The sequence below is a fragment of the Lactobacillus sp. B3795 genome, from assembly GCF_026535805.1.
GTDB lineage: Bacteria > Bacillota > Bacilli > Lactobacillales > Lactobacillaceae > Apilactobacillus > Apilactobacillus kunkeei_C.
Genome location: NZ_JAFNPE010000014.1, coordinates 135084 through 158491, shown reverse-complemented (window position 1 = coordinate 158491; position 23408 = coordinate 135084). Strand labels below are relative to the sequence as shown.

The 23408-nt window shown below is 37.8% G+C and carries 18 protein-coding genes; 7 read left to right on the top strand and 11 right to left on the bottom strand.

All coding sequences use genetic code 11. The annotated features are described in order from the left end of the window. Window positions 1–29: 29 nt before the first annotated feature. Window positions 30–3755 (bottom strand): helicase-exonuclease AddAB subunit AddA, encoded by a 3726-nt coding sequence (addA, locus tag J3U50_RS06060; RefSeq protein ID WP_301945816.1) that lies wholly within the window; start codon window positions 3753–3755, stop codon window positions 30–32. Beyond that, a complete protein-coding gene (locus tag J3U50_RS06055) occupies window positions 3755–7324 on the bottom strand; it encodes a PD-(D/E)XK nuclease family protein (protein ID WP_301945815.1) in 3570 nt (1189 codons plus the stop codon). The genes addA and J3U50_RS06055 overlap by 1 nt, the downstream gene beginning before the upstream one ends. 358 nt (window positions 7325–7682) lie before the next feature. Between J3U50_RS06055 and J3U50_RS06050 the strand changes: the two genes are divergently transcribed. Both J3U50_RS06050 and J3U50_RS06045 read left to right on the top strand, forming a co-directional pair. Then, the gene (locus J3U50_RS06050; protein ID WP_301945814.1) at window positions 7683–8489 is read left to right on the top strand and encodes a manganese catalase family protein; all 807 of its coding nucleotides are present in this window, start codon (window positions 7683–7685) and stop codon (window positions 8487–8489) included. 162 nt (window positions 8490–8651) lie between these two features. Next, on the top strand, window positions 8652–8801 hold the full coding sequence (locus J3U50_RS06045; RefSeq protein WP_155443317.1) for a hypothetical protein: 150 nt from the start codon (window positions 8652–8654) through the stop codon (window positions 8799–8801). Between the two features lie 36 nt (window positions 8802–8837). Here J3U50_RS06045 and J3U50_RS06040 read toward each other — a convergent pair whose 3' ends face one another. Beyond that, entirely contained in the window at window positions 8838–9188 is a 351-nt protein-coding gene (locus tag J3U50_RS06040) for a hypothetical protein (protein WP_301945813.1), read from the bottom strand. Window positions 9189–9348: 160 nt separating this feature from the next. On the opposite strand from J3U50_RS06040, the gene J3U50_RS06035 reads away from it, so the two are divergent. Next, window positions 9349–10542: a CdaR family transcriptional regulator gene (locus J3U50_RS06035; RefSeq protein ID WP_301945812.1), complete on the top strand. Its 1194-nt coding sequence runs from the start codon at window positions 9349–9351 to the stop codon at window positions 10540–10542. Between the two features lie 15 nt (window positions 10543–10557). Continuing rightward, a complete protein-coding gene (locus J3U50_RS06030) occupies window positions 10558–11139 on the top strand; it encodes a hypothetical protein (protein ID WP_301945811.1) in 582 nt (193 codons plus the stop codon). Between the two features lie 36 nt (window positions 11140–11175). Here J3U50_RS06030 and J3U50_RS06025 read toward each other — a convergent pair whose 3' ends face one another. The 5 genes from J3U50_RS06025 to J3U50_RS06005 all read right to left on the bottom strand — a co-directional run bounded on the left by J3U50_RS06025 (window position 11176) and on the right by J3U50_RS06005 (window position 16765). Further along, window positions 11176–12561 (bottom strand): amino acid permease, encoded by a 1386-nt coding sequence (locus J3U50_RS06025; RefSeq protein ID WP_301945810.1) that lies wholly within the window; start codon window positions 12559–12561, stop codon window positions 11176–11178. 154 nt (window positions 12562–12715) lie between these two features. Then, window positions 12716–14101 (bottom strand): amino acid permease, encoded by a 1386-nt coding sequence (locus J3U50_RS06020; protein WP_301945809.1) that lies wholly within the window; start codon window positions 14099–14101, stop codon window positions 12716–12718. 157 nt (window positions 14102–14258) lie between these two features. Then, window positions 14259–15644 carry an amino acid permease gene (locus J3U50_RS06015; protein ID WP_301945808.1) on the bottom strand — a complete coding sequence of 462 codons (1386 nt, stop codon included), beginning with the start codon at window positions 15642–15644 and terminating at the stop codon, window positions 14259–14261. A gap of 195 nt (window positions 15645–15839) precedes the next feature. Continuing rightward, window positions 15840–16196 (bottom strand): hypothetical protein, encoded by a 357-nt coding sequence (locus J3U50_RS06010; protein WP_301945807.1) that lies wholly within the window; start codon window positions 16194–16196, stop codon window positions 15840–15842. A gap of 14 nt (window positions 16197–16210) precedes the next feature. Next, window positions 16211–16765, bottom strand: a complete 555-nt coding sequence (locus J3U50_RS06005) for an NAD(P)-binding oxidoreductase (RefSeq protein ID WP_301945806.1) — start codon at window positions 16763–16765, stop codon at window positions 16211–16213. Window positions 16766–16900: 135 nt separating this feature from the next. Here J3U50_RS06005 and J3U50_RS06000 point away from each other — a divergent pair, with 135 nt between their 5' ends. Further along, window positions 16901–17833: an aldo/keto reductase gene (locus J3U50_RS06000; RefSeq protein WP_301945805.1), complete on the top strand. Its 933-nt coding sequence runs from the start codon at window positions 16901–16903 to the stop codon at window positions 17831–17833. Between the two features lie 176 nt (window positions 17834–18009). Next, window positions 18010–19320 (top strand): NCS2 family permease, encoded by a 1311-nt coding sequence (locus tag J3U50_RS05995; protein WP_054608583.1) that lies wholly within the window; start codon window positions 18010–18012, stop codon window positions 19318–19320. A 42-nt stretch (window positions 19321–19362) separates the two neighbouring features. Here the strand turns inward: J3U50_RS05995 and J3U50_RS05990 are convergent, their stop codons facing one another. From J3U50_RS05990 to J3U50_RS05980, 3 genes are all read right to left on the bottom strand, one after another. Then, window positions 19363–21246, bottom strand: a complete 1884-nt coding sequence (locus tag J3U50_RS05990; protein WP_301945804.1) for a retron Ec67 family RNA-directed DNA polymerase/endonuclease — start codon at window positions 21244–21246, stop codon at window positions 19363–19365. Window positions 21247–21520: 274 nt separating this feature from the next. Continuing rightward, window positions 21521–21871, bottom strand: a complete 351-nt coding sequence (locus J3U50_RS05985; RefSeq protein ID WP_301945803.1) for a CrcB family protein — start codon at window positions 21869–21871, stop codon at window positions 21521–21523. Next, window positions 21868–22251, bottom strand: coding sequence for a CrcB family protein (locus J3U50_RS05980; protein ID WP_041153209.1), 384 nt, complete (start codon window positions 22249–22251; stop codon window positions 21868–21870). Before J3U50_RS05980 ends, J3U50_RS05985 begins: the two co-directional genes overlap by 4 nt. Window positions 22252–22500: 249 nt before the next feature. Between J3U50_RS05980 and scrK the strand changes: the two genes are divergently transcribed. Then, window positions 22501–23385, top strand: a complete 885-nt coding sequence (gene scrK / locus J3U50_RS05975; RefSeq protein WP_057198665.1) for a fructokinase ScrK — start codon at window positions 22501–22503, stop codon at window positions 23383–23385. The last annotated feature ends 23 nt before the right edge of the window (window positions 23386–23408 follow it).

Here is a 23408-nt window from a genome sequence, read left to right as displayed (position 1 = left end):
CCTGAACGATTATGTTCAGGGTTATTTTTTTACTTAATTTTGACTGGTTTATTAATTGATAGTAGATAAATAAATTTATCAGTAACCGGTTTATGCAAGATGTTTTCCAACGCCTTAGCATATAGGTTAATTTGACCCTTGTACTTCTTAACGGCCTTATCAATACTTCTATCACTATCATTTGGAACGTAGTCGGTCTTGTAATCAAACAAGATGACTTCATCGTCTAACTCGATATAACCATCAATAATCCCGTGAATTAGGATTTTTTCTGGTGAATCGGCATTAAAGCCAGGGAATACAAGATTGGCATCCATTAGCATCGAGAATGGTGCTTCACGATGAATTCGTTCTGGATGAGCCAGCATTTGTAGTCCTAATTCACTGTCAAACACATTGATAACTTCTTGGGTTTGAATTAAGTCAGCGATTTCTGGGGTAACGATTTTATCGGCAACTAAACGTTGTAGCATCCCTACCACGTCTCCTACTTCTGGCTTGTGGTCCAATGGCACCTCTTGTAGCAACAAGTGGGTGGCAGTACCGACTTCAGCAGGACTTGGTTTGACAACCGATTGCATGAACTTAGGCACCGTGAAGTTAGAGCTGACGTACATGTTCTTTTGCTTATTGTTTTCTTGCCAATGTTCATCGTAGTTACCCAATTGAATGCTATCTGGATCTTCAAATAGTCGTTTAATTTCGGAAACTGATTGATAAGCAGTGGTATGGGTCGCAACTTGATTTTGATAAGTGAAGTCCAAGACCTGGTCAACATCATCAACATTGATATCCTTTGGCACCATCTTCTTGGCACTTTCAACAATGTGATTTAACCACTTGGCACTAACCGCACTGTCGCCTGATGGGCTGTGTTGAGCTAGGTCGTTTGCATTCACGAATTCAACATCAAAGTTAGTCTGATCATCATCTAAACCTTTATAGGTAACGTCGTCACCGAACTTGTTTCTAAAGTTAGGATGACGGACCAATGCAGGTCCAATCCAGTCTAGGTAACTCTTGGCACCACTTCTTAAAGCGGCATCGACTAGTAAGGTGTCACCACTGGCAGCCTTGTTCCAGGCATCGATGACCTTAGTTCTGTCGTTTTCATTCTTGCTGGCACCAACGATGAATAATTGTTGCTCAGCACGGGTTAGCGCAACGTATAGTTTACGCATTTCTTCGGCCAATAAGCCTTGGTTTTCGATTGCACCAACCACTTGGCGTTGCAATGAATCTTGTTTGATTCTAGTTTCAGGGTCGGTGTAGGTAATTCCTAGTCCTAGATGATCATTTAGGATATAGGCCTTATTGCTGTCTTGTCTATTGAAACCATGTGAGGCATCCATTAGGAAGACGACAGGGAATTCTAGTCCCTTACTACCATGAATGGTCATTACTGATACTGCGTCTTGGTTGTCATCAGCATTGGCCTCATCCAAGTCTTCGTTTCTTTCTTGCATGCGACGCACAAATCGAACGAATTGGAATAATCCCTTAAAACTAGTTTGTTCGTAGTCATATGCACGTTCGTATAGGGCATGTAAGTTAGCTTGGCGTTGTCTTCCAGCAGGCATCCCTCCAACGTAATCCAGGAATCCGGTGGTTTCATAGATGTCCCAGATTAAATCAACAATCGCATGTTGTTGGGCAACATCTCTGAAGTGTTTTAATTGTTCGACAAATATCTTCACGCGTGAGAATACTTGGTCACCAAATTCGGAGTGATCCATGTTTTCGTAATTGTCGTAGAAATTAATTACGGCATTGAAGTAATCACCGGTCTTTTGGTTAATTCTCAAGTATGCCAATTGGTTTTCATTTAAACCAACCATTGGCGAACGCAATACCGCCACCAACGGAATGTCTTGGTATGGATTATCGATGATTGATAGCATCGACATCATAATTTGAATTTCGGTGGTCTTGAAGTAACTTTGCGCCCCGTTGATTAGGACTGGAATGTTGTATGAACCAAAGATATCGGAAATGATGAGGTTGTTATTTCTAGTCGAAGAAATAATTGAGATATCAGAGTATTGAATTGGACGCATCACTTGTTTGTCACGGTCAAACACTGGTAACTGTTTTTCAACCATTTCGTTAATCTTTTGGGCAACCATTTCGACTTGGCCATGCGCACTGTCTTGGACTTGAAATTGGTCGTCGATTGGTTCTTCTTCGTCGTCCTTACTTTCGTAAATCATCACATCAACGTTAGATTGCAATTCATCTGGATAGTATTTCGCACCGGCCTTTAGTTTGGCATCCCCGGTGTAGTCAATTTCACCAACTCGTTTGTCCATTGTTTGGGTGAAAACTAAGTTGATGAAGTCATCGATGTTTTCTGCGGAACGGAAGTTATCGGGTAAGACAATGGTGTGGCCATCTTCGCTATCCATGCGTTCGATAAACATAGAAGGATCGGCTAAACGGAAACGGTAGATGGATTGTTTAACGTCTCCCACCATGAACATATTGCTGTGTTCTGGGTTCGCCAATGTTGATAAAATCGCGTCTTGTAGACGATTATTATCTTGGTATTCATCGACCATGATTTCATTATATTGATTTTGGAGGTTAACTCTGACAGCCTTAGATTCGCCGTCTGAGCCAGATAGAATATCGTAGGCATAATGTTCCACATCAATGAATTCTAGACAGTGACGCTTCAATTTAGCCTTTTGATAGCTATCGGTGAATGCTAGGACAACTTGAATTAACTTTTCGATTAATTGTTTAGAAGCCTTCATTACTGAAAGGTTTTCCTCTTCGTTTAATGCAAAGTATTTATCAGGTAGTTTTTGAACCGCCTTCTTGGCATTGTCACGAATGTCTTTGATACGGTCATGAAGTCCCTTGGCAATGTCGTCATAGTCCTTGGTAACACGTGGGAAAGCCTTGAACTTGATATCTTCAAAGGCTTGCTTAATGTCGTTCCAATCGGAATCAGGCAACATGTCGGATAGGCCATTGATATTATCGATATCGACTTGAACGGCAGCCGCTTCTTTTTCCATCAAGTTTTCGTCAGCAATGCGTTTAGCTGATTCAAAAGATAGACGTTGTTGGGTTAAATCATTTTGAATGAATGGTAATAGATTGTTTTGGTAAAAGTCGGAATGAACCAAATCATCCCCATCTATGTCATAAATCTTGGTGGTATTCTTCAACCATTCAATTGGGTCACGGTTTACGTTGGCGTAGTCGTAAATTCTAAATACTAAGTCGGTTAGCCCATCATCGGAACGGTCATTGGAGAAGTTTTCGGTCAATTGAGCAAATAGCCCATCACCATCATTGGCGTATAGGTCCTCACGAACTGAATCCCAGACCTGTTCCTTTAGCATTTGGCTTTCGGTTTGGTCCGCCAACAGTCTAAAGTTAGGGTCCAAATCAATAATGTAGTAGTAACTTTGGACGATTTTTTGACAGAATGAGTCCATTGTTGAAATATCAGCGACTGGTAAGCGACGTAATTGACGCACTAAAAATGCCTTAACGTCGGAGTCAGTGGCTTTTTTCAATTCTTGTTGAAGTGCCTTTTGAATACGGTCACGCATTTCCTTGGCAGCGGCCTTGGTAAAGGTAACGATTAGCATTTCATCAATGTTGACGCGGTCGTGTAACAACTTGTTGATAACCCGATCAACTAAGACACGGGTCTTACCAGAACCGGCTGAGGCTGAAACGAGGACGTTTTCATCAAAATGTCCGGTAACGGCTTCTTTTTGTGGCTTTGTGTATTCCATTATTGATTGTCCCCCCTTAGCATTTTCAAGACGTCTTCTAACGAGTAGTTAGGTACGTCTCTGTAGTTATTTTCATTCAATAGCGGATCGAACTGCATGATTGAACGATAAGGTGTAAATTGCATTGCGTCTTGGTTTTGACCAAAGCGCGCTGGTTTCAAATCGATGTTTCCAGTAAAGATTTCTAATCCGGCCTTCTTGATTAGGTCCTCGTTGTGAGATAGCAATAGGTCTAAGTCTTCGGGTTGCACGATTGGACTGGACTTGTAGAAACTACCATCTTTTTTCTTTCTCAGTGGATAAACGTTGGATGAACCGTACTTGTCATCTTCGATGGTCTTATCAATCTTATCCAATAGTTCACCGTCGTTAACTAGAATTCCTTGGTATTTTTGTTTGCTTAATACCGCTTCTTCAAATGATTTTTTCAAATCATCCTTGGTGTACTTAGGATTGTAGATGTGCATGTAAACAGCACCGGCCAAAGCGGCCTTTTCTTCTTCATCAATGATGCCTAGGTTGTGCGCTAACACATCGATGTAGGTCATCATTTGCATGGAAGTTCCGTCGTATACACGGGAGAAGTCCAACTTACGTTCACTGGACTTGTAGTCGACAATTCCTAGGTAATTCTTGCCGTCGACGTTCATTGAATCGATTCTATCGATTCGACCACGGACGTTAACTAACTTCGCGGTGGTTAATTCGTTGCTCTTGGGCAATTCAAAACTAAGTGGTTTTAAGTCATCCTTGTGACCAACTTGACCGAATGAAATTTCGGTCTTTTTCGCACGCATTGGTGTGTACTTGCTTTGTTTTTGAATGGTTTCGATTGTGTGTTTAACGGTCTTAATCAATTGGTTCTTGATGTAATTCATTCGACTAGAACTACTCAAGATGGTGTATTGGAAGTCGTTTGGATCTTCTAACATCTTGGCCACAACGGTATCAACCAATTCGTTGATTGCTTGTTTGTCCAAGTTTTCCAAGTCGATATGTTCTGAGTTCACAATGCGCATCAAGTGGTCCATTGATTCGTGGTAGAACTGACCGGTACTTGCTGGTGATAGGTCAAAGACATCACGTTCTTTTAGTTTCAAACCATAGCGCAAGAAGTATTCGTATGGGTTGCTGTAGAATTGTTCCAACTTAGAGATGGAAGTGTTGATTTTATCCCCGTATAAACCGGTAACGATTTCTGGCAACAATTGAGTTGGTGTGTTGTTGTAGTCCAAACCACCCAATAGTTTGTTGGTTAAGTCACGATAGTTTAGGTTTTGATCTAGTTTGTTATATACATATTGCCATGCTGGGGCCAAATTAGAATTATTTAGTTTGGCGTCTTGGCTGGCTTGAACCAGGTGACGAAGCGTTGAACGATAAGTTCCGACATATTCGTAGATATCCTTGGCATCAGCGGTTGGATGACTGGAAATGTGTTGGATATCAATGTCGAAGTGTTCCGCAATTCTGGAAACGTATGGTGAAATGGCGACTGAAGATTCGTCACTATCGCCTAGACTGTAGGAAAAGATTAGCTTTTCACTACCTGATAGGAATGCTAGATAGTTTAGGAATGGATCGTTGGCCATTTGGTTTTCAGATGTTTCACGCAAGTATTGGTCATCGTCAAAGAAGTCACGCAAATCATCACGGTCTGCGTCACTAAATAGTGCTTCGTTGGTAATCTTATCTGGCATCACTTCGTCGGTAGCTCCCATCATGAAGACCACTTTACGGTTGTTCATTTGAACGATTCCACTTTCAGAAATGGCAACTTGATCCAATGTGGAAGGAATTTGTGAGTAGTTGGCACCTGAGAATCCACTTTGAAGAAGACTCAAAAAGTCGTCGGCAACAAATTCACGGTTTCCCAAGATTGAAACGTAGTCATCCAAGAGATTACAGAATGTTTGCCATACCTGTTCTGGTTGCGCCGCATCCAATAGATTGTCCTTTAAGATGGAGTCGTTACGCCATTGCTTTAGTCTTCTAACCACTCCCATGTCCACTAGGAATTGGAATAATGTGGCAGCGGCCTCTTGGCCAGTCTTGGCGTTTCGCATCTTCTTGAAGAATGGTGGGAAGTTATCGCCAATAAAGTGTCTAATCACGTTAATCTTTCCGGAAATGTTACGCATTCTATCTGCTTGAACACCAAAATCACTGTCCGATAGCCATGCGTATTGCCAGTCTTCCTTTTGAGTCCAGCGAGAGCCTTCATAACCATTCTTTAGTACCAAGTTTTCGGTTAAGGCAACGTATTGACGGTAATCGTCACCTTCAATAAAGTTTCCATTGCCATCACCTGGGACCATTAATTCGGTCTTTAATAAACGCATGACGTCTTGGTATTGGTACTTACGAGAGCCATTTTCTAGGCTAAAAAGTGCATCAATTAATTCCACCAATGGATGGTCTTCCATTGACTTGGTAACGTCGTTAAACGCAGGAATATCGAGTAGTTTAAATACTGGTTTGATAACGTTTTGGTACTTGTCCAAGTGACGAGTCAAGATTAAGAAATCGGAGTACTTGTAGCCACCATGAGCGACCATTTGGCGAATCTTGACTGCAATATTTTCCACTTCGGCAAATGGACTGTCGGCACGGTAGACCTGAATGCTATCAGGATTGCTTAGTTCACTCTTGTCGATATCGCCCAGTCCGGTGGATTGTGCCCAGTACGTATCTAGTTTGTGTAAATCATCTGACACGCGAAGATTCTTGGCCATTTTATCGACCAACACGGGAACGTTATTGGCACGGGCAATGTTGTAAAAACGGTTGTACCACTTAGCTGATTGGAAGAATAGGTTTGGGCCTTGTGGTAGTTCGTCGGGGTACTTGCGGTCCAAGTTCAAACCAATGGTTACACCGGCAGAACGCTTGATTAGTAATTCGACTAGCTTGGCTTCTTGGGCGGTAAATTGGTTAAAGCCATTGAAGTAGAAATGACTGCGGGATAAGTCTAGTTCATCATTTTCGATAAAACGACAGAAAAGGTTTAAAACGTCTGATTTATATAGGTAGATTCCTTGAGTTTGTTCCTCAAAAGCGCGGTAAATGATGATGAAATCATGCATTTTATCGCGTAATCCAGCGTTTAGTTTGTCATTGTTTTCAACGATTTTTTCAAGGTTGTCGGCAGAAATTTGGCCGGCTTGCATTTCACTGATTTGTTGAGCTAATTTTTGAATAAAGCCAGGTTGACCGGTTTCACCCCTAAAGACGGTCAATTCATCCTGGTGGTCGATTAAAATTTGGTAGATCAGCATGCTAATACCGGAGTCGCTTAGTCTTGTCTTTTGGTATTCCTGGTTATTCTTCATGTAATACCAGACAAGTCGGGTAATGGAGAAAGTCTGGAACTTACTTTCGGCATAGATTGGTTCGTTGTCGGTGTTTAAGTCCTTTAAAGCTTGCACTTCGGATTCGAACTTAATGTGGTTAGGCACTAGATAGAAAAATTCATCATCAGGGTGATTGTTGATTGATTCTTTTAGTGAATCAACGATGACTTCTTCATGATCATAGCTGGCGGTTCCCAAAATAAATTGTAAAGACATTTCATTACCCCTTTTTCATGAATTAATAGTCTAATTATATAATACGTGAAAACATGTGTCAGACTTTTCAAACATTTAATTATTCTCCAAAATATGATTAAGTCGGCGTTTATGCAAACGATAATTTTTTAATCGAAAAAAGTTTGGATTTTTCGAGTCATAATCTTTGGTGCAGTTATTTGGTTGTGGTATATTAAATCGTACACAAAATATTAATACAAAACGTATGGATATTTTGGACAATAAAAAACAATTAAGATGTAATATAGGATCGATTTTTTATTTATTGGGATAAAGCTCTGACTTGGGTTTTAAAAATCGTCTACCGCCTTGAACATCTAAGGAAAGAGGTACTGTTATGTTCAGACATACTCGTAAACTACAATACAACGCTAAGCCAGATCGTCCAGATCCAATTATGGCTCGTCGTCTACAAGAAGCCCTAGGTGGTCAATGGGGTGAAACTACTGGTATGATGTCATACCTATCACAAGGTTGGTCATCAACTGGTGACGAAAAGTACAAAGACTTACTATTAGACACTGGTACTGAAGAAATTGGTCACGTTGAAATGATCTCAACTATGATTGGTTACCTATTAGAAGGTGCACCAACTACTATGACTACTGAAGAAATGAAGAATGACCCAGCTAAGGCTGCCCTACTTTCAGGTATGGACCCAGAACATGCATTAGTTCATGGTCTAAACGCTGGTCTAAACAACCCTAACGGTGCTGCATGGAACGCTGGTTACGTTACTTCATCAGGTAACCTAGTTGCTGACATGCGTTTCAACGTTGTTCGTGAATCACAAGCTCGTCTACAAGTTAGCCGTCTATACGACATGACTGATGACGAAGGTGTTCGTGACATGTTGAAGTTCCTATTAGCTCGTGAAACTCAACACCAACTACAATTCATGAAGGCTCAAGAAGAACTAGAAGAAAAATATGGTGTTATCGTTCCTGGTAACATGCATGATATCGAACACAGCGAATACGCTCACGTTCTAATGAACTTCTCTGATGGTGACGGCTCACGTGCATTCGAAGGCCAAGTTGCTAAAGACGGTCAAAAGTTCACTTTCCAAGAAAACCCAGAAGCTATGGGTGGTATTCCAGAAGTTAAACCAGCTGACCCTCGTTTACACAACGACCAAGGCTAATTTCTGTCTTTTATCCTACAATTTTCGAAATACGACAATTAAACTTATTAATCCAAACAAAAACTCCAACTTCGGTTGGAGTTTTTTTATATTTTCTTAACTTGTTATTTTTTCATAATAGAATTAGAATTAGATTAATAAAAATTTATAGGAGTGTTTGTCGTGCAATTTATTTTCGCTTTACTTCATGGAATCGCCGAAATGATTTCTAACTCAATTGCTTTTCACTTAACCCTATTACATATCGAACCTTCAAACATCTTTTTGAAGCTTCCCCACATTATTCAATCAATTGTTAACTTTATTAGATAGATCAAAAAGACACTCCTGTTTAGGAGTGTCTTTTGTTTATTTGCTTAAATCTTTATCATTAAAAATTTTAGTGATTTTAGTTCCGCTACTATCGACTTTTCCGTCAATACCGATTGCTAAAGATTTGTTTCTATATGTAACAACGTAGTATAAAACGTGACCAGAGCCTTGATTATCGGTAAATTCCGGATGTTCTTTACGGTGTTTCTGAATGAACTTAATAACTTCTGGTTCCTTACAATATTTCTTCAAACTTTTATCGTTTTGAACGATACCGTAATATTCATTTTCCACACTGAAATCAGATTGCTTATAAATGTGAAAGGCAAGAACTGCCACTACCAAGACACCAATTGCTGCCGCAATTACGAGGAATGCTTTTTTCATCTTATATAACCTCTCTCTAATCCAAAATTAATGTTAGCCTTAACCGTATCACTTTCACACATCAATGTAAATAACGTCAACATGGAGTGTCTTTTGTTTAATATCCAATTCGTTGTGGTAATATTAGGCACAATATAAACATAAATTAGGAGGAATGCCCATGCCATCAAATAATGAAGCTGAACAGTTAAAGAAAATCATGAACGATACTTTAGACATATCAAAATACATATTAGCCAGCAAAGACGATGACGAAATCCTTACCCATATTGCCAAATTAATAAATTGTGACGCATATATTATGGATATTTTCGGTCGCCTTCGTTCATACAGTGAAAACGCAAAGATGGATGCATCCCTCTTCGAATCCGTAACTCATGATTTAAAACTCATCGAATTAACCGAACCGGTCACCATTTTAGACAAGTACAGCATCTATCCACTAAAGACAATGGACAAGTTGACCCGCAGATTTGTGGTATTTTCGATGAAGATGCCAGAAGATTTAAGTTCTCAATTATTGATTGAAAACATGGTCAACCTCCTAAGTCTAGAAAGCATGCAGGTCAGCATTAATTTGAACCAAGTTAGACAACGTCGCAACGAATTGTTCGACACCATCTTGGCGCAAAATCTACCTGAAAATGCCTTCGAAGATACTTTGAAACTAAACGGACTAGACTCCAATTCAATGTACAAGGCGTTTGAAATCGACGAAATCAATTCAGTCGATACCGGACACCACCAAGAAGATATGCACCGTGTTAACGACTATATCTACTGGTACTTTGAAAAACTACAAATTCCAATCATCTTGATTTCATGGCATTTCAAGCCATTCATTTTGGTCGAAACTAAAAAGAGTTTACTGCCACTATTAAACGAACTCAGCAAGTTTATTCACGAAAACTTTGTTGGATCAAAAACGCAAATCGGATACACCGATGATGCAAAGCCACTGATTCAATTCAAGAAGTTACTTCGTGAGGCCGATGAAGCCTTGGATGTCGCTAAACGTGAAAACATATTGAAGCCAAATAAATTCATCCCGCAACAGGTTGAAGATATCTTGAGCCTAGTACCAAAGAAAGAAGCCGACATGTTTGTCGACGCCATCCTCGGTCCCGTTTTAAACCTAAAGGATGACGAAAAAGATGAACTAATCGAATTACTTTCATACTACTATGCTGATAATCAATCGATTTCAATGGCGGCCAACGATCTATTTATTCATAGAAATACCGCCGTTTATCGATTAAAGAAGCTAGAAAAACTACTTAACATGAGCCTAAACGATGTTTCTGATAGTGAACAACTCAGAATGGCTACCAAGTTATACTTAATTCACCACTAAGGAGGGCTAATTTATTTGATTGATAGCAATATAAATAAGTATATCGATAATAATGATGTTTTAGAGATATACTCAAAATCCAGGGATAACTTTGAGTTTGAAGATTTTATTTTGGGAATTATTGTGTCAGAAAAAGATAATTACCTATTGGTTGAAACAATAGATGATTCCGGACTCTTAGATTCATATACATTATTACTAAAAAGCGATATCTCTAAAATATCTTCAAACACCAACTATACAAACGTATTTAACCATTACGTCAATAGTAATAAAAAGAATAATATATACGATCCTTTTGAGTTAAAAAAAGAAATGATCAGTATTCGTAATAAAAAGATGGATGATATTATCCAAACTTTCTTGAGTAACAGAAAAGTTATATCACTTTGCACAAGTGTTGATGAAAACTTTCATAAAGGCAATATAATCGCATATGATAACAATCACATCGTTTTAGATGAAGAAAGGTATCAACAAACTTTTGAAAGTAAAATACAGGAGAAAAATAATTTAATAAAATTAGATACTATCACTGCATTTGACTTAGTCAGTAAGGAAAATAAACTATACGAAGAATATTTAAATAACCACTAAAAAAAGAGCTAACCAAAATGGTTAACTCTTTTTTATTTAGGCGTATGCTTTTGAGCTTCTTTCCTTTAGATATAGAGCTCCGCAGAAAACGATTGACCAGATAATTGCACCAATTGCTCCAACGACGTCACCTGGGATAAAGAATAGACTCGCGAAGATGACGAAGAAGAATAGGATTGTCAAAGGACTGGTAATTGCGTATGCAGGCATCTTGAAACCATCGCTTAGGAAGTCGTTTGATGCGCGGTACTTTCTGTGAGCAACCATTGTTAGTAGGTAAACAATGATGTACATGTCACTTGATGATCCAGCCACGATTGTAAATACAGAGCTAACGCTGTTACTTACACTCATGATTGGAGTAATGAAGATTAGAGCAGCCGAGATTAGAATTGCGGCACTTGGGATTCCGTTTTTAGAAACCTTACCGAAATGTCTGTTCATGAACCCTTCCTTACGTCCTTCAGTAGCTAGTTGGTAGAAGTGACGGCCGGCAGAGAAGATAATACTGTTTAGAGAAGATGCAGCTGATGTTAATACAACGAAGTTAATAATAGCAGCGGCTGCAGGTAGTCCAGCAAGTGTAAATACTTGAACGAATGGACTCTTATCTGGAGTAATTGATGTCCATGGAATAACTGCCATGATAACGGCTAGTGCTCCAATGTAGAATATCATGATTCTCCATAGAGTTTCGTTAACAGCCTTCTTAACAACTTTGTGTGGGTTCTTTGATTCACCTAGGGTAATACTTACGAATTCAATACCTTGGAATGCGAAGAATACCATTGGGAAAGCTGAGATAAAGTTAAATGAACCATGTGGGAATAAAGTAAAATGATTAGTAATATTGCTAATTGATGCGTGTCCCAAAGGTGTTGATGTGTGTGAAAATACCATGATAATTCCAGTTACAATCAATGCGACGATTGCCACAATTTTGATCATTGCAAACCAGAATTCAGCTTCACCAAATAGTTTGGCGGCAATTAAGTTAATTGCTGCTAGTACAACCAAGAAGGCAACTTCGACAATCCACGATGGAATGTTTGGGAACCAGAAGGCAAAGTATGTAGCAATGGCGGTTAGTTCAGCCATGCTGGCAAACAAAAGTCCTAACCAGTAACTCCAACCGGTAAAGTATCCAGCAGTTGGTCCGAGGTATTTAGAGATAAATGATACGAAAGTGTGTTGAGATGGATCGGCGTAAAACATTTCACCGATGGCTCTCATCATTAGAAAGAAGAAACACCCTAATACTAGGTACACTAGCATTACTGACGGTCCTGTCTTTGAAATGGTACTTCCAGAACCTAAGAATAATCCGGTCCCGATGGTTCCACCAATTGCAATCATCTGAACATGACGGTTGCTTAGTGAACGAATCGTACCATCAGCATTTTTCGTTATCTTTTCTTGCATAAAGATTCCCCCTTTTAAGTTAATTGATTTATTCGTTTATCAATTTCACTTGGATTGTTGAAAATATTATCATCATTTTTCACGATGACAATAGGTTTTAAAGACTTTTGGTAGATGTAACAATGCAGTTGTAACATCTTACAAAACGCCTCAATTATGCATAAGAACGGGAAGTAAAGCGTTTTACAGCAACACCAATTGCGTAAGCAACAACCCAAACTACTGCACTAATTGCACCGATTGCATCTGCTGGAATAATTAGTAAACTAGCAAAAATGAAGATGAATGCGGCAATCGTTAATGGACTTGTGAATGAGTATCCAGGCATCTTAAATCCGTCATCTAAGAAGTCAGATGATTGTCTGTACTTTCTGTGTGCAAACATAGTAAGTAGGTAAACAATGACACTCATATCACTGGTAGCTCCTGAAACTAATGTGAACATGAAGTCCACGCTGTGGGCAACGGAGATCATTGGTCCAATCAAAATTAGAACGGATGTCACAATGATGCTGCCAACCGGAATTCCATTTTTAGAAACATGGGTTAGACTGCGACTGATAGCTCCATCGCTGTTACTATCGTCAGCTAGTTGGTACAAGTGACGACCAGCGGAAAAGATAATACTGTTTAGCGCAGATGCTGCTGATGTTAAAACGACAAAGTTAATGATGGCAGCGGCAGCTGGCAAACCAGCAAGTGCGAAGACCTGCACGAATGGACTCTTATCAGCAGTGATAGATGTCCATGGAATAACGGCCATGATGACAGCTAATGCACCAATGTAGAAGATCATGATTCTAAATAGCGTTTCATTAACTGACTTCTTTACCACTTGGCGTGGGTTTTTAGATTCACCCAAAGTGATACTTACGAATTCAATTCCTTGGAAGGCAAAGAATACCATTGGGAATGCTGCGAAGAAGCTAAAGAATCCGTGTGGAAATAAAGTGAAATGGTTTGTAAGGTTAGCAAGTGAGGCATGGCCTAGCGGTGTCTTCACATGAGTAAAGGCCATGATTAGTCCTGTGACGATTAATGCGACGATTGCGATAATTTTAATCATTGAGAACCAGAATTCGGCCTCACCGAATAGACGCGCCGCAATCAAATTAATCATCATAAGAGCGACAAGAAAGACGACTTCGATAATCCACGCGGGAATATTGGGGAACCAGTAATTTACATATGTAGCAATCGCTGTTAGTTCAGCCATACTACCGAATACTAGACTTAACCAGTAGCTCCAACCGGTAAACGTCCCAATCGTGTGACCTAAGTAACGGTTGATAAACGTTACGAAGGTATGCTGATTAGGATCGGTATAAAACATTTCACCGATGGCTCTCATCATTAAGAAGAAAACAATTCCCATAATTAGATAAATCAATAGAATTGACGGTCCGGTCTCAGAAATCGTGCTACCTGATCCTAAAAATAGTCCGGTCCCGATGGTTCCACTAATCGCAATCATCTGAACGTGACGGTTACTTAGCGAACGAACGGTTCCATCTGCGTTTTTCGTTGTTTTTTCGTGCATAAAAAAACTCCCCCTTTTTAAGCGTATTGATTAGGTCTTTCATCAATCTCACTTGGATTGATGAAGATACTACCATCATTTTTCACGATGACAATACGTTTGGGAGAGTTTTGGAAAGCCTCACAAGGCGATTGTATTATCCTACAAAAGCACTCAATTATGCTTTAGAACGAGAAACAAGACGTTTTATACCGATACCTGCATAGAATGCAACTGTCCAAATTACTGCACTAATTGCGCCGACTTCATCCCCTGGAATGAAGAACAAACTAACGAAAATGAAGACGAAAAATGCAATTGTTAGTGGACTGGTAAATTGGTAAGCTGGCATCTTGAATCCATGATCCAAGAAGTCGGTTGACTTTCTGTATTTACGATGTGCAAACATGGTAAATAGGTAAACGATAATACACATGTCACTGGTTGCACCGGCAACTAAGGTGAACATGAATGAAACGCTATGAGTAACCGTTAGGATTGGGTTAATCAAGATTAAAGCAGCGGTCAAACCAATACTTGCGATTGGAATCCCGTTTTTTGAAACGTGTGTTAGGTTTTTGTGAATGAAGCCATCGGTGTGAGTATCCTTAGCTAGTTGGTACAAATGACGACCAGCGGAGAAGATGATACTGTTCAATGAAGAAGCAGCTGATGTTAGTACCACGAAGTTAATAACAGCAGCGGCCGCAGGTAAACCTGCAATTGAAAAGACTTGCACGAACGGACTGTTAGTTGGAGATAATTTTGTCCATGGAATTACCACCATGATTACTGATAGTGCTCCAATGTAGAAGATCAAAATTCTCCATAAAGTTTCATTAACGGCCTTCTTAACAACAGTCTTTGGATCCTTAGATTCACCAAGCGTGATGCTGACGAATTCGATTCCTTGGAACGCAAAGAATACCATTGGGAATGCGGCAAAGAAGTTGAAGAATCCGTGTGGGAACATTGTAAAATGATCAAAAATGTTACCAAATGATGCGTGACCAACTGGAGTTGAGGCGTGGAAGAACGCCATGAAAATCCCGGTCACAATCAACGCAACAATGGCAATCACTTTAATCATGGCAAACCAGAATTCGGCTTCACCGAAGACCTTAACGGCAATGATATTCAATGTCGCTAAGACGGCTAAAAAGACGACTTCGATTAACCATGCCGGAATGTGTGGGAACCAAAAGTTCACATATGTAGCGATTGCTGATAATTCGGCCATGCTGGCAAATAGTAAACCAATCCAGTAACTCCATCCGGTGAAGTATCCGGCGGTATGACCTAGATATTTAGTAATAAATGCAACGAATGTATGTTGGTTTGGATCAGAGTAAAACATTTCTCCGATTCCTCTCATCATCAAGAAGAATAGACAACCAATCACTAGATATACCAATAGTACAGAAGGACCAGTCTTTGAAATGGTACTACCTGAACCTAAAAATAGCCCTGTTCCGATGGTTCCACCAATCGCAATCATTTGAACATGACGATTACTTAGTGAACGCACCGTTCCATCGGCGTTTTTCTTGTTTTTCTCATGCATAGAAATGCCTCCAATATGGCTTTTCCGTTATTCATAATTTAAATTTATCCCATGTAATTGTTGATAATACTAGCATTTATCACCCTTTTAATAAGCAAATCTGGATGAATTTGTAACATTATACATACGACTTGTAGAATCATACAAAAAAGCCACACCATTTATTGGTGTGGCTTCGTTTCATGTGAAACATTTTTATTTGTTTTGTGGCAACTTGTTATCTGCTAGCACATCATTAGTGTATTGTTCCACTTGTAATGCCACTTCAGCAGTGTTTGGATCGTTTGGTTGTAAATGACTAGCAGTATCTTGTGCGACTGCCCAGTATGCCAAACTATCGGTAACTGGAACGATGTCTCTAACAATTTCCATTTTTAATTCTGGACGTTGTTTTTGGAGAGTTTCAAAAGTTCCATAGTTAGTAATCATGTGAATTTCACCGCCTGATTTTGGTGAAACACTCTTGAAGATTACCAAGTGTGATTCCTTTTGAGTGTCAGTTAGTTGTTGTTTGATTTGTTTCAATTGTTCTTTGTTTAATTGTAATGCCATTTTAAGCACCTCACTTATCTTTCGATTAATCCAATGGATTGATTGATAAATTGTTGATATTCTACTACTTTCACGGCAGTGTTTGCAACATTATCGGCGGAAACACGACCGTATTGCATTGAGATTCCTTCATCAATTACGTCCAATTCACCTGATTGTTCATCAACAATTTCAACCGGTCTTAGGATGGTGTATGGAATTTCGTATTCGTCCACCAACTTAACGGCGTATCTTTGTTGATTCAAGTATTCCTTATTATTATCCACATCTGGATAAGTCACTTCTTCGGTTAATTCATTATCGATACCGGCTGTTGATAACATAATAAACTGTTCAAGTGGTGGGTTAACGCGGTCCAATGCTTGGATGACCGCACCGATTTGTAGATCGACATCAAGTGGTCCCAAGAATGTGTAGATAACGTTTACTCCTGATAAATTGTCAGCGTAGGCACTAACATCCTCGAAATCGATGCCATCTAGTAAGTTTACTTCATATTGATTTGATAATTTATCGTAGACCTCTTTGCCCAATTGATGAAAATTACCAATAATCAAAACCTTCTTCATGGTTAACCCTCCTTCATTCATTAAATTTATTTTATCAAAAATTAATGCTTAAGTTAACGCCAAATGGTTTAAAAATCGGCGCTTAGGGTTCATAATTATATTGAACGTATAAAAAATTTGAGGAGGCCTTTTTACATGGTAAAAATTGGTAAATCAAACGTAGAATCAACCCCACTTGGTTTAGGAACCAATGCAGTTGGTGGTAACAACTTATTCCCAAACTTAAAAGATGAAACTGGTATTCAAATCGTAAAGACCGGTCTAGATTCCGGAATCACCCTATTAGATACTGCATTTGCATACGGTATGGGTCATTCAGAAGAACTAATTGGTCAAGCCATTAAGGGCTACGACAGAAGCAAGTTCGTTATTGCTACAAAGGCCGCTCAAGACACATCAGACGGCGATGTAAAAATTAACAATAACCCACAATTCTTAAAGCAATCTGTAGACGATGCATTGAAGCGTCTACAAACTGACTACATCGATATCTTCTACATTCACTTCCCAGACGACCAAACTCCAAAGGATGAAGCGGTTGCTGCATTAAACGAAATGAAGCAAGAAGGTAAGATTAAGGCAATCGGTGTTTCAAACTTCTCACTAGATCAAATCAAGGAAGCTAACAAAGACGGCTTAGTTGATGTTGTTGAAGATCAATACAGTCTATTACACCGTGATGCTGAAACTGAAATGTTCGATTACTTACGTGAAAACAACATTTCATTCGTACCATTCTTCCCATTAGCATCTGGTTTATTAACTGGTAAGTACTCAGAAGTTGTCGACTTCCCTGAAAATGATATCAGACACGGTAACCCTGACTTCACCGGTGAACGTTTCGAAAAGATCGTTGAAAAGGTTAACAACCTAAAGCCACTTGCTGACAATCATGGTATTACCACTGCTCAATTAGTATTAGCATGGTACATCAAGAACCCAGACGTTACTGTTGTTATCCCAGGTGCAAAGCGTCCAGAACAAGTTGAAAGCAATGCCAAAGCATTGAACGTTTCACTAAGTGACGATGAATATGCACAAATTGATAATGACTTTAGAAACATCTAATCGATTTTAACTCCAATGTTCGGATTTTACTCCAACATTGGAGTTTTTTTATCATAAAACGTCAATTTTTGTTTAAATTTATCTAAAATAGTTCGCTTTTTAGTGGACTTATGTTCTAAATATGGTAATATATACGTATAATATTAATAAATACGAACATTAAAGGAGAATGTTTCATGTTAAAGGGAATTGCTAATTTCTTTCATTTTGATGAACTAGGTACTAACTACCGTACTGAATTCATCGCTGGTTTAACTACCTTCGTTTCAATGGTTTACATTCTGTTTGTAAACCCAAACGTTATGAGTGCTTCAGGTATCGATAAGGGTGCCATGTTCACTGCAACAGCACTTGCAACCGCTCTTGGATGTTTCTTAATGGGAATCATCGCTAACTACCCAATCGCTTTATCTACCAGTTTGGGTACTAACGCTTTCTTCGCCTACTCAGTCTGTGTGGGTATGAAGGTTCCTTGGCAAACAGCGCTAGCCGGTACATTTATCGCAGCTATTATTTTCATGATTTTAACAGCGTTCAAGCTAAGAGAAACAATCATCGACGCTATTCCAGCTGATTTAAAGAGTGCCATTGCCGGTGGTATTGGTCTATTCATTGCCTTTCTTGGTTTAAACCAAGGTGGCCTAGTTGTTGCTGACAAGGCAACTCTAGTAACTCTTGGATCACTTCACGTTGGTAGTACTTGGTTAACTATCTTTGGTTTAATCCTAACCGTTGTATTAATGAGTGCCCGCGTTCCTGCAGCTATCTTCATTAGTATGGTTGCTACTACTATCTTAGGTATGGTTACTGGATTAATCGCTTTACCAACTCACGTAGTTTCAAGCGTTCCAAGTATCAAACCAATCTTCTTAACTGCAATTTCACACGTTACTGATATCAACACATTACAACTATGGATTGTTGTATTTACCTTCTTATTAGTTACCTTCTTCGATACCACTGGTACTCTAGTTGGTTTAGCTAAACAAGCTGGTTTCATTAAGGACAACAAAATCCCACGTATCGGCCGTGCCCTAGGTTCTGACTCACTAGCCATGGTTGGTGGTTCTCTACTAGGTTCATCTCCAATGGGTGCCTTCGTTGAATCATCAGCAGGTATCGCCGTTGGTGGTCGTTCTGGTTTCACAGTAATCGTTACTGGTATCTTCTTCTTACTAGGAACATTCTTCTCACCACTACTTGGTGTAATTACCGATCAAGTTACTGCTCCTGCATTAATCGTTATCGGTATTCTAATGGCTAACGCCCTACGTGATATTCACTGGGACAAGTTCGAATTAGCTGCTCCATCATTCTTGATTGTATTAGGTATGCCACTTACTTACAGTATCTCAGATGGTATTGCTTTAGGTTTCATCGTATACCCAATCTCAATGTTAGCTGCTAAACGAGGAAAAGAAGTTCACCCACTAATGTACGTGCTAGGTGTAATCTTCATCATCTTCTTCTGGCTATTAAACGAATAATAAGACAAATAAAAAGAGACCTCGTAGGAGGTCTTTTTTTTGTTATTTACAAAATTCCTTTAATTGGTCTAATAAAGGAATAAATTTACTTAAATCAAGCGTTTCGTAATTTTTATATACATATTTAGACAATGTTTGCTTTCCAAATTCTTTATCATCGTTTTTTACTTTTCGACTAAAAGTTTTATTATTAATTGTTATTTTTGAATAATCTATAAGATCCTCAATATCTATTGATAAATCGTTATTATATTTAAATTTTCCAATATTGTCTTCAATATATTTTTGTAATTTATTTTTGTACCTTTTATTTTTAATTAAGGTTATTAAATAAAGATTATTATCTATCTCTAATTTTCCTTCAGAGATAAGTTTTTGATATTGACATGTTAATTCCTTTGTTTTATAAATAATTTCCAAAAAATTCCGTAATGGTTTTTTATCTTTGTGATAAAATTCATTATCTAACAATAAAATCACTTTTTTACTTTTGTTACCTAGCTTCCTTACAAAGTAGTCATAATAATCTAAGTTAATTCTATCTTTCTCATCTTTTTCATCATTATTTTTTTTATTATTTTTTTTATTATTTTTTTTATTATTGACTTTATTAATTCCCCAATATTTAACTATCTTATTAAGTTCTCCTGCGCCTTCACCTGATAGACCCAGGTAATAATCCTTAATGTTATAGTCTATCTCATTACGCTTATAACCTTCTTTTAAGTATCCTTCGTTTCCTCTTTTAAAAAAGTCAACATTAAATTCAAATTTCCCTTTATTATTTTTTTTAATAAGTTCTGGATACTTATAATAATACTTCATCATAGCAGCTTTTATATATCTGATGTCTGTTTTTCCTTCAACTAAGATTATTGGTCTAGGTCCATGAATAAAATACTTGAAAAACAAAAATTTACGATATTGCTCATCAAATCCACCTATATAAGGATAATGTCTATATTTAGTCATAGATTCTATAAAATCACTATAATCATCACTCATTTTTGCGTATTTTCTTAAATCAATCAAGTAATTATAACGTTTCACTTGATTGATAAAAGAAAACCTGCCCTCAAGTTTATTTAATTTACTATATCCCTCTCCATCTATAAAATAATATCCATCTTTATACATATTATATGCTTGAGCTCTGGTATCCCTGTAATACTTTCTAGAAACATTAATTTTTTTGTTAACTATCAATCCAGTAACTTCTTGTTTAGAAGAAGAAAACTGTAGTCTTGTCTTCTTTTCATTAATTTTAAATCCTTGTCGATGAAGTAAATCTCTTAATTCATCGACAAAGTTAATATAAATACTTTCGAAGTTGGAATCGTTAGTAGAGAATGTCATATCATCAGCATATCTCGTATAATCTAGCTTATATTTTTTTGAAAGTTTCAAAATCTTAAAATCCACTATTCTAAAAATAAAATTAGTCAATACCGGAGAAGATGGTGATCCCTGGGGCAATTTATTCTTATATGTAAATATTTTGCTCAATATTACCGAAAGCTGTTTATTCATTTTAAAATCATTACTTTTTTGAAGATATCCATAAACTCTACCAAAATTAAATTCATCGAAAAAATCTTCTATATCTAAATTGAGGATAAATTTCTTATTTCTATGTACTTTAGCGTTAGACATTATATTTCTTTTCTTAATAAATGCTTGAGATACATTAAAAGAACCATATCTATCATTATATTCATGAGAAAGCTTTTCTTGTAATCTCTTTTGTAATTTCTTCAAAGGACCCTTAGGACATGATATAACTCTGTCCCCTCCACTTTTCTTAGGTAAAGAGAATTCCTCATAAAAAGAATCTACTCCCTCAACGTAAACCACAAAATTTATTAGTCCAACACTAACACCTAGATATATTGACAAATCTTCTACAGTTTTTAAATCTTTAAGCAAAACATTACCTCCAGAGTACAAAAAAAGTATAAGATCACTCATTTCGATAGCGTCTCTTAGTATTGTAATGATACTTTTGAGCGAAGATTAGGAGGTCCACCCCTAACAATTTAGTCAAAGCTCGCGAAACACGAGCACAAAATCTGATCTTATACCATCATTAATTTTATTGTAGTCTGTATAATCTTTCAAATTAAATTTCTATTAATTTTAAATGTCATAATTATACTATTTATGAATTTATTAATACATAATGCGGAAATTTAATAAAATATTATATTAAATATCCAAGTAATGCTGCTAGAATCCCTAGTAATGCACTTAATAGGTAGTATGCATATGCCATGACCTTTTTCTTGGTACCTAATTGTACCGTTTCATTCATATAGGTAGAAAAAGTGGTGTATCCACCTAGAACTGCAATGGAAAAAGCAAGGATAAAAGTACTCTTAGGTAGTTGTCCATTTACCAATCCTAACAGAAATGAGCCGGTGACGTTAATGAAGAAAGTCGCTACCGGAAAGGCGTTTTTCGAAAACATCTTTTTTAGTCCGTTGGTGACACCATACCGGATTAGAGAACCAACTGCGGCACCCAAACCAACGATGAAAACACTCTCAATCATAGTTGATCCTCCTTATTTTCAAAGCTTTGGCCTAATTTAGTTCCAATCTGAGCTAATATTAAACCTCCGATTAGACTCACTAATACGTACAAAAGACCTATACCAATTTTGTGGTTTAAAAATAAATTGATACTGTCGAATGAAAATGTTGAAAAAGTGGTAAACCCACCAACTAAGCCAACGCTTAGTCCAGTCATCAAATCATTAGATATCTCAATTAAATAAGGAAGTGCACCAGTAATAAACGCTAAGACAAACGCACCAATTAAGTTAATTATGATGGTTGCGATAAAGTGATCATCACCAGCTAAAAGCGTGAAGTAACCGCGCAAAAGACCGCCAATAAAGGCTAGAAGGAATATGTATAGTACTCTTCTCATCTAAAATTACCCTTTCTATTTATAAACATTCATAATAATAAATCTTATCATACCCCATATATTTACTATACCAATTAGCATTTTTACTTTGACATTTAGTCTATGAAAACTTATCATAATTAGAGAGTGATAACTAAAATTAAAAAACATTAAAAACAAAACTTAAAATCTTAGATAAAAATTTTTAAAACCATTTTAAAACCGATTTATAGATAAGATAAGAAGATATAAATAAGGAGCAATAACTTTATGTTACTGGGAAGCATAGAGGCTGGAGGCACAAAATTCGTTTGTGCTGTGGGTAACACTGACTACCAAGTGTTAGATAGTTTGGTAATTCCTACCACTACCCCTGCTGAAACTTTTAGTAAGGCTATCGACTTCTTCAAACAATTTGAAGATTTAGCCGCACTAAGTATTTCATCATTCGGCCCAATTGAAATTAGAAAAGATTCCACCAAGTACGGTTACATTACCGAAACTCCCAAGCCTGGTTGGTCAAATGAAAACTTTTTGGGAGTATTTAAAGAGGAATTCGATATTCCAATGTATTGGACAACCGACGTTAATGGATCAGTGTTCGGCGAATACGTTAATCTAAAAAATAGTGGCCACAGATTAGATTCTTTGGTTTATTACACTATCGGTACCGGTGTCGGTGCTGGAATCATCATTAACGGACAATTTGTAGGAGACATGGGTCATCCTGAAATGGGTCACGTGAAGTTAAAACGTCACGAAGACGATCTAGATTTCGATGGAATCTGTCCATACCACAAGGACTGTCTTGAAGGACTAGTCTGTGGACCTACATTCGAAGCCCGCCTAGGTATGAAGGGTCAAGAAGTTGCACAAACTAACCACGTTTGGGACATCATGGCCTACTACGTAGCACAAGCTGCATTGCAAACCACACTAACCTTCAGACCTGCCAAAATTATTTTTGGCGGTGGCGTAGTTAGTGAAAAATTTCTCAAAAAGGTTAGATTTGAATTTTCTAAGCTATTAAATGGCTATATTGACATTAAGAACCTAGAAGAATACATTTCAACTCCAACCCTTGATGGAAACGGCTCTGCAACCTACGGAAACTTCGCTTTAGCGGATGCTTTAATTAAGCACGAAGTTAAATAAGTTCAGTTTTACACAATCTAAAA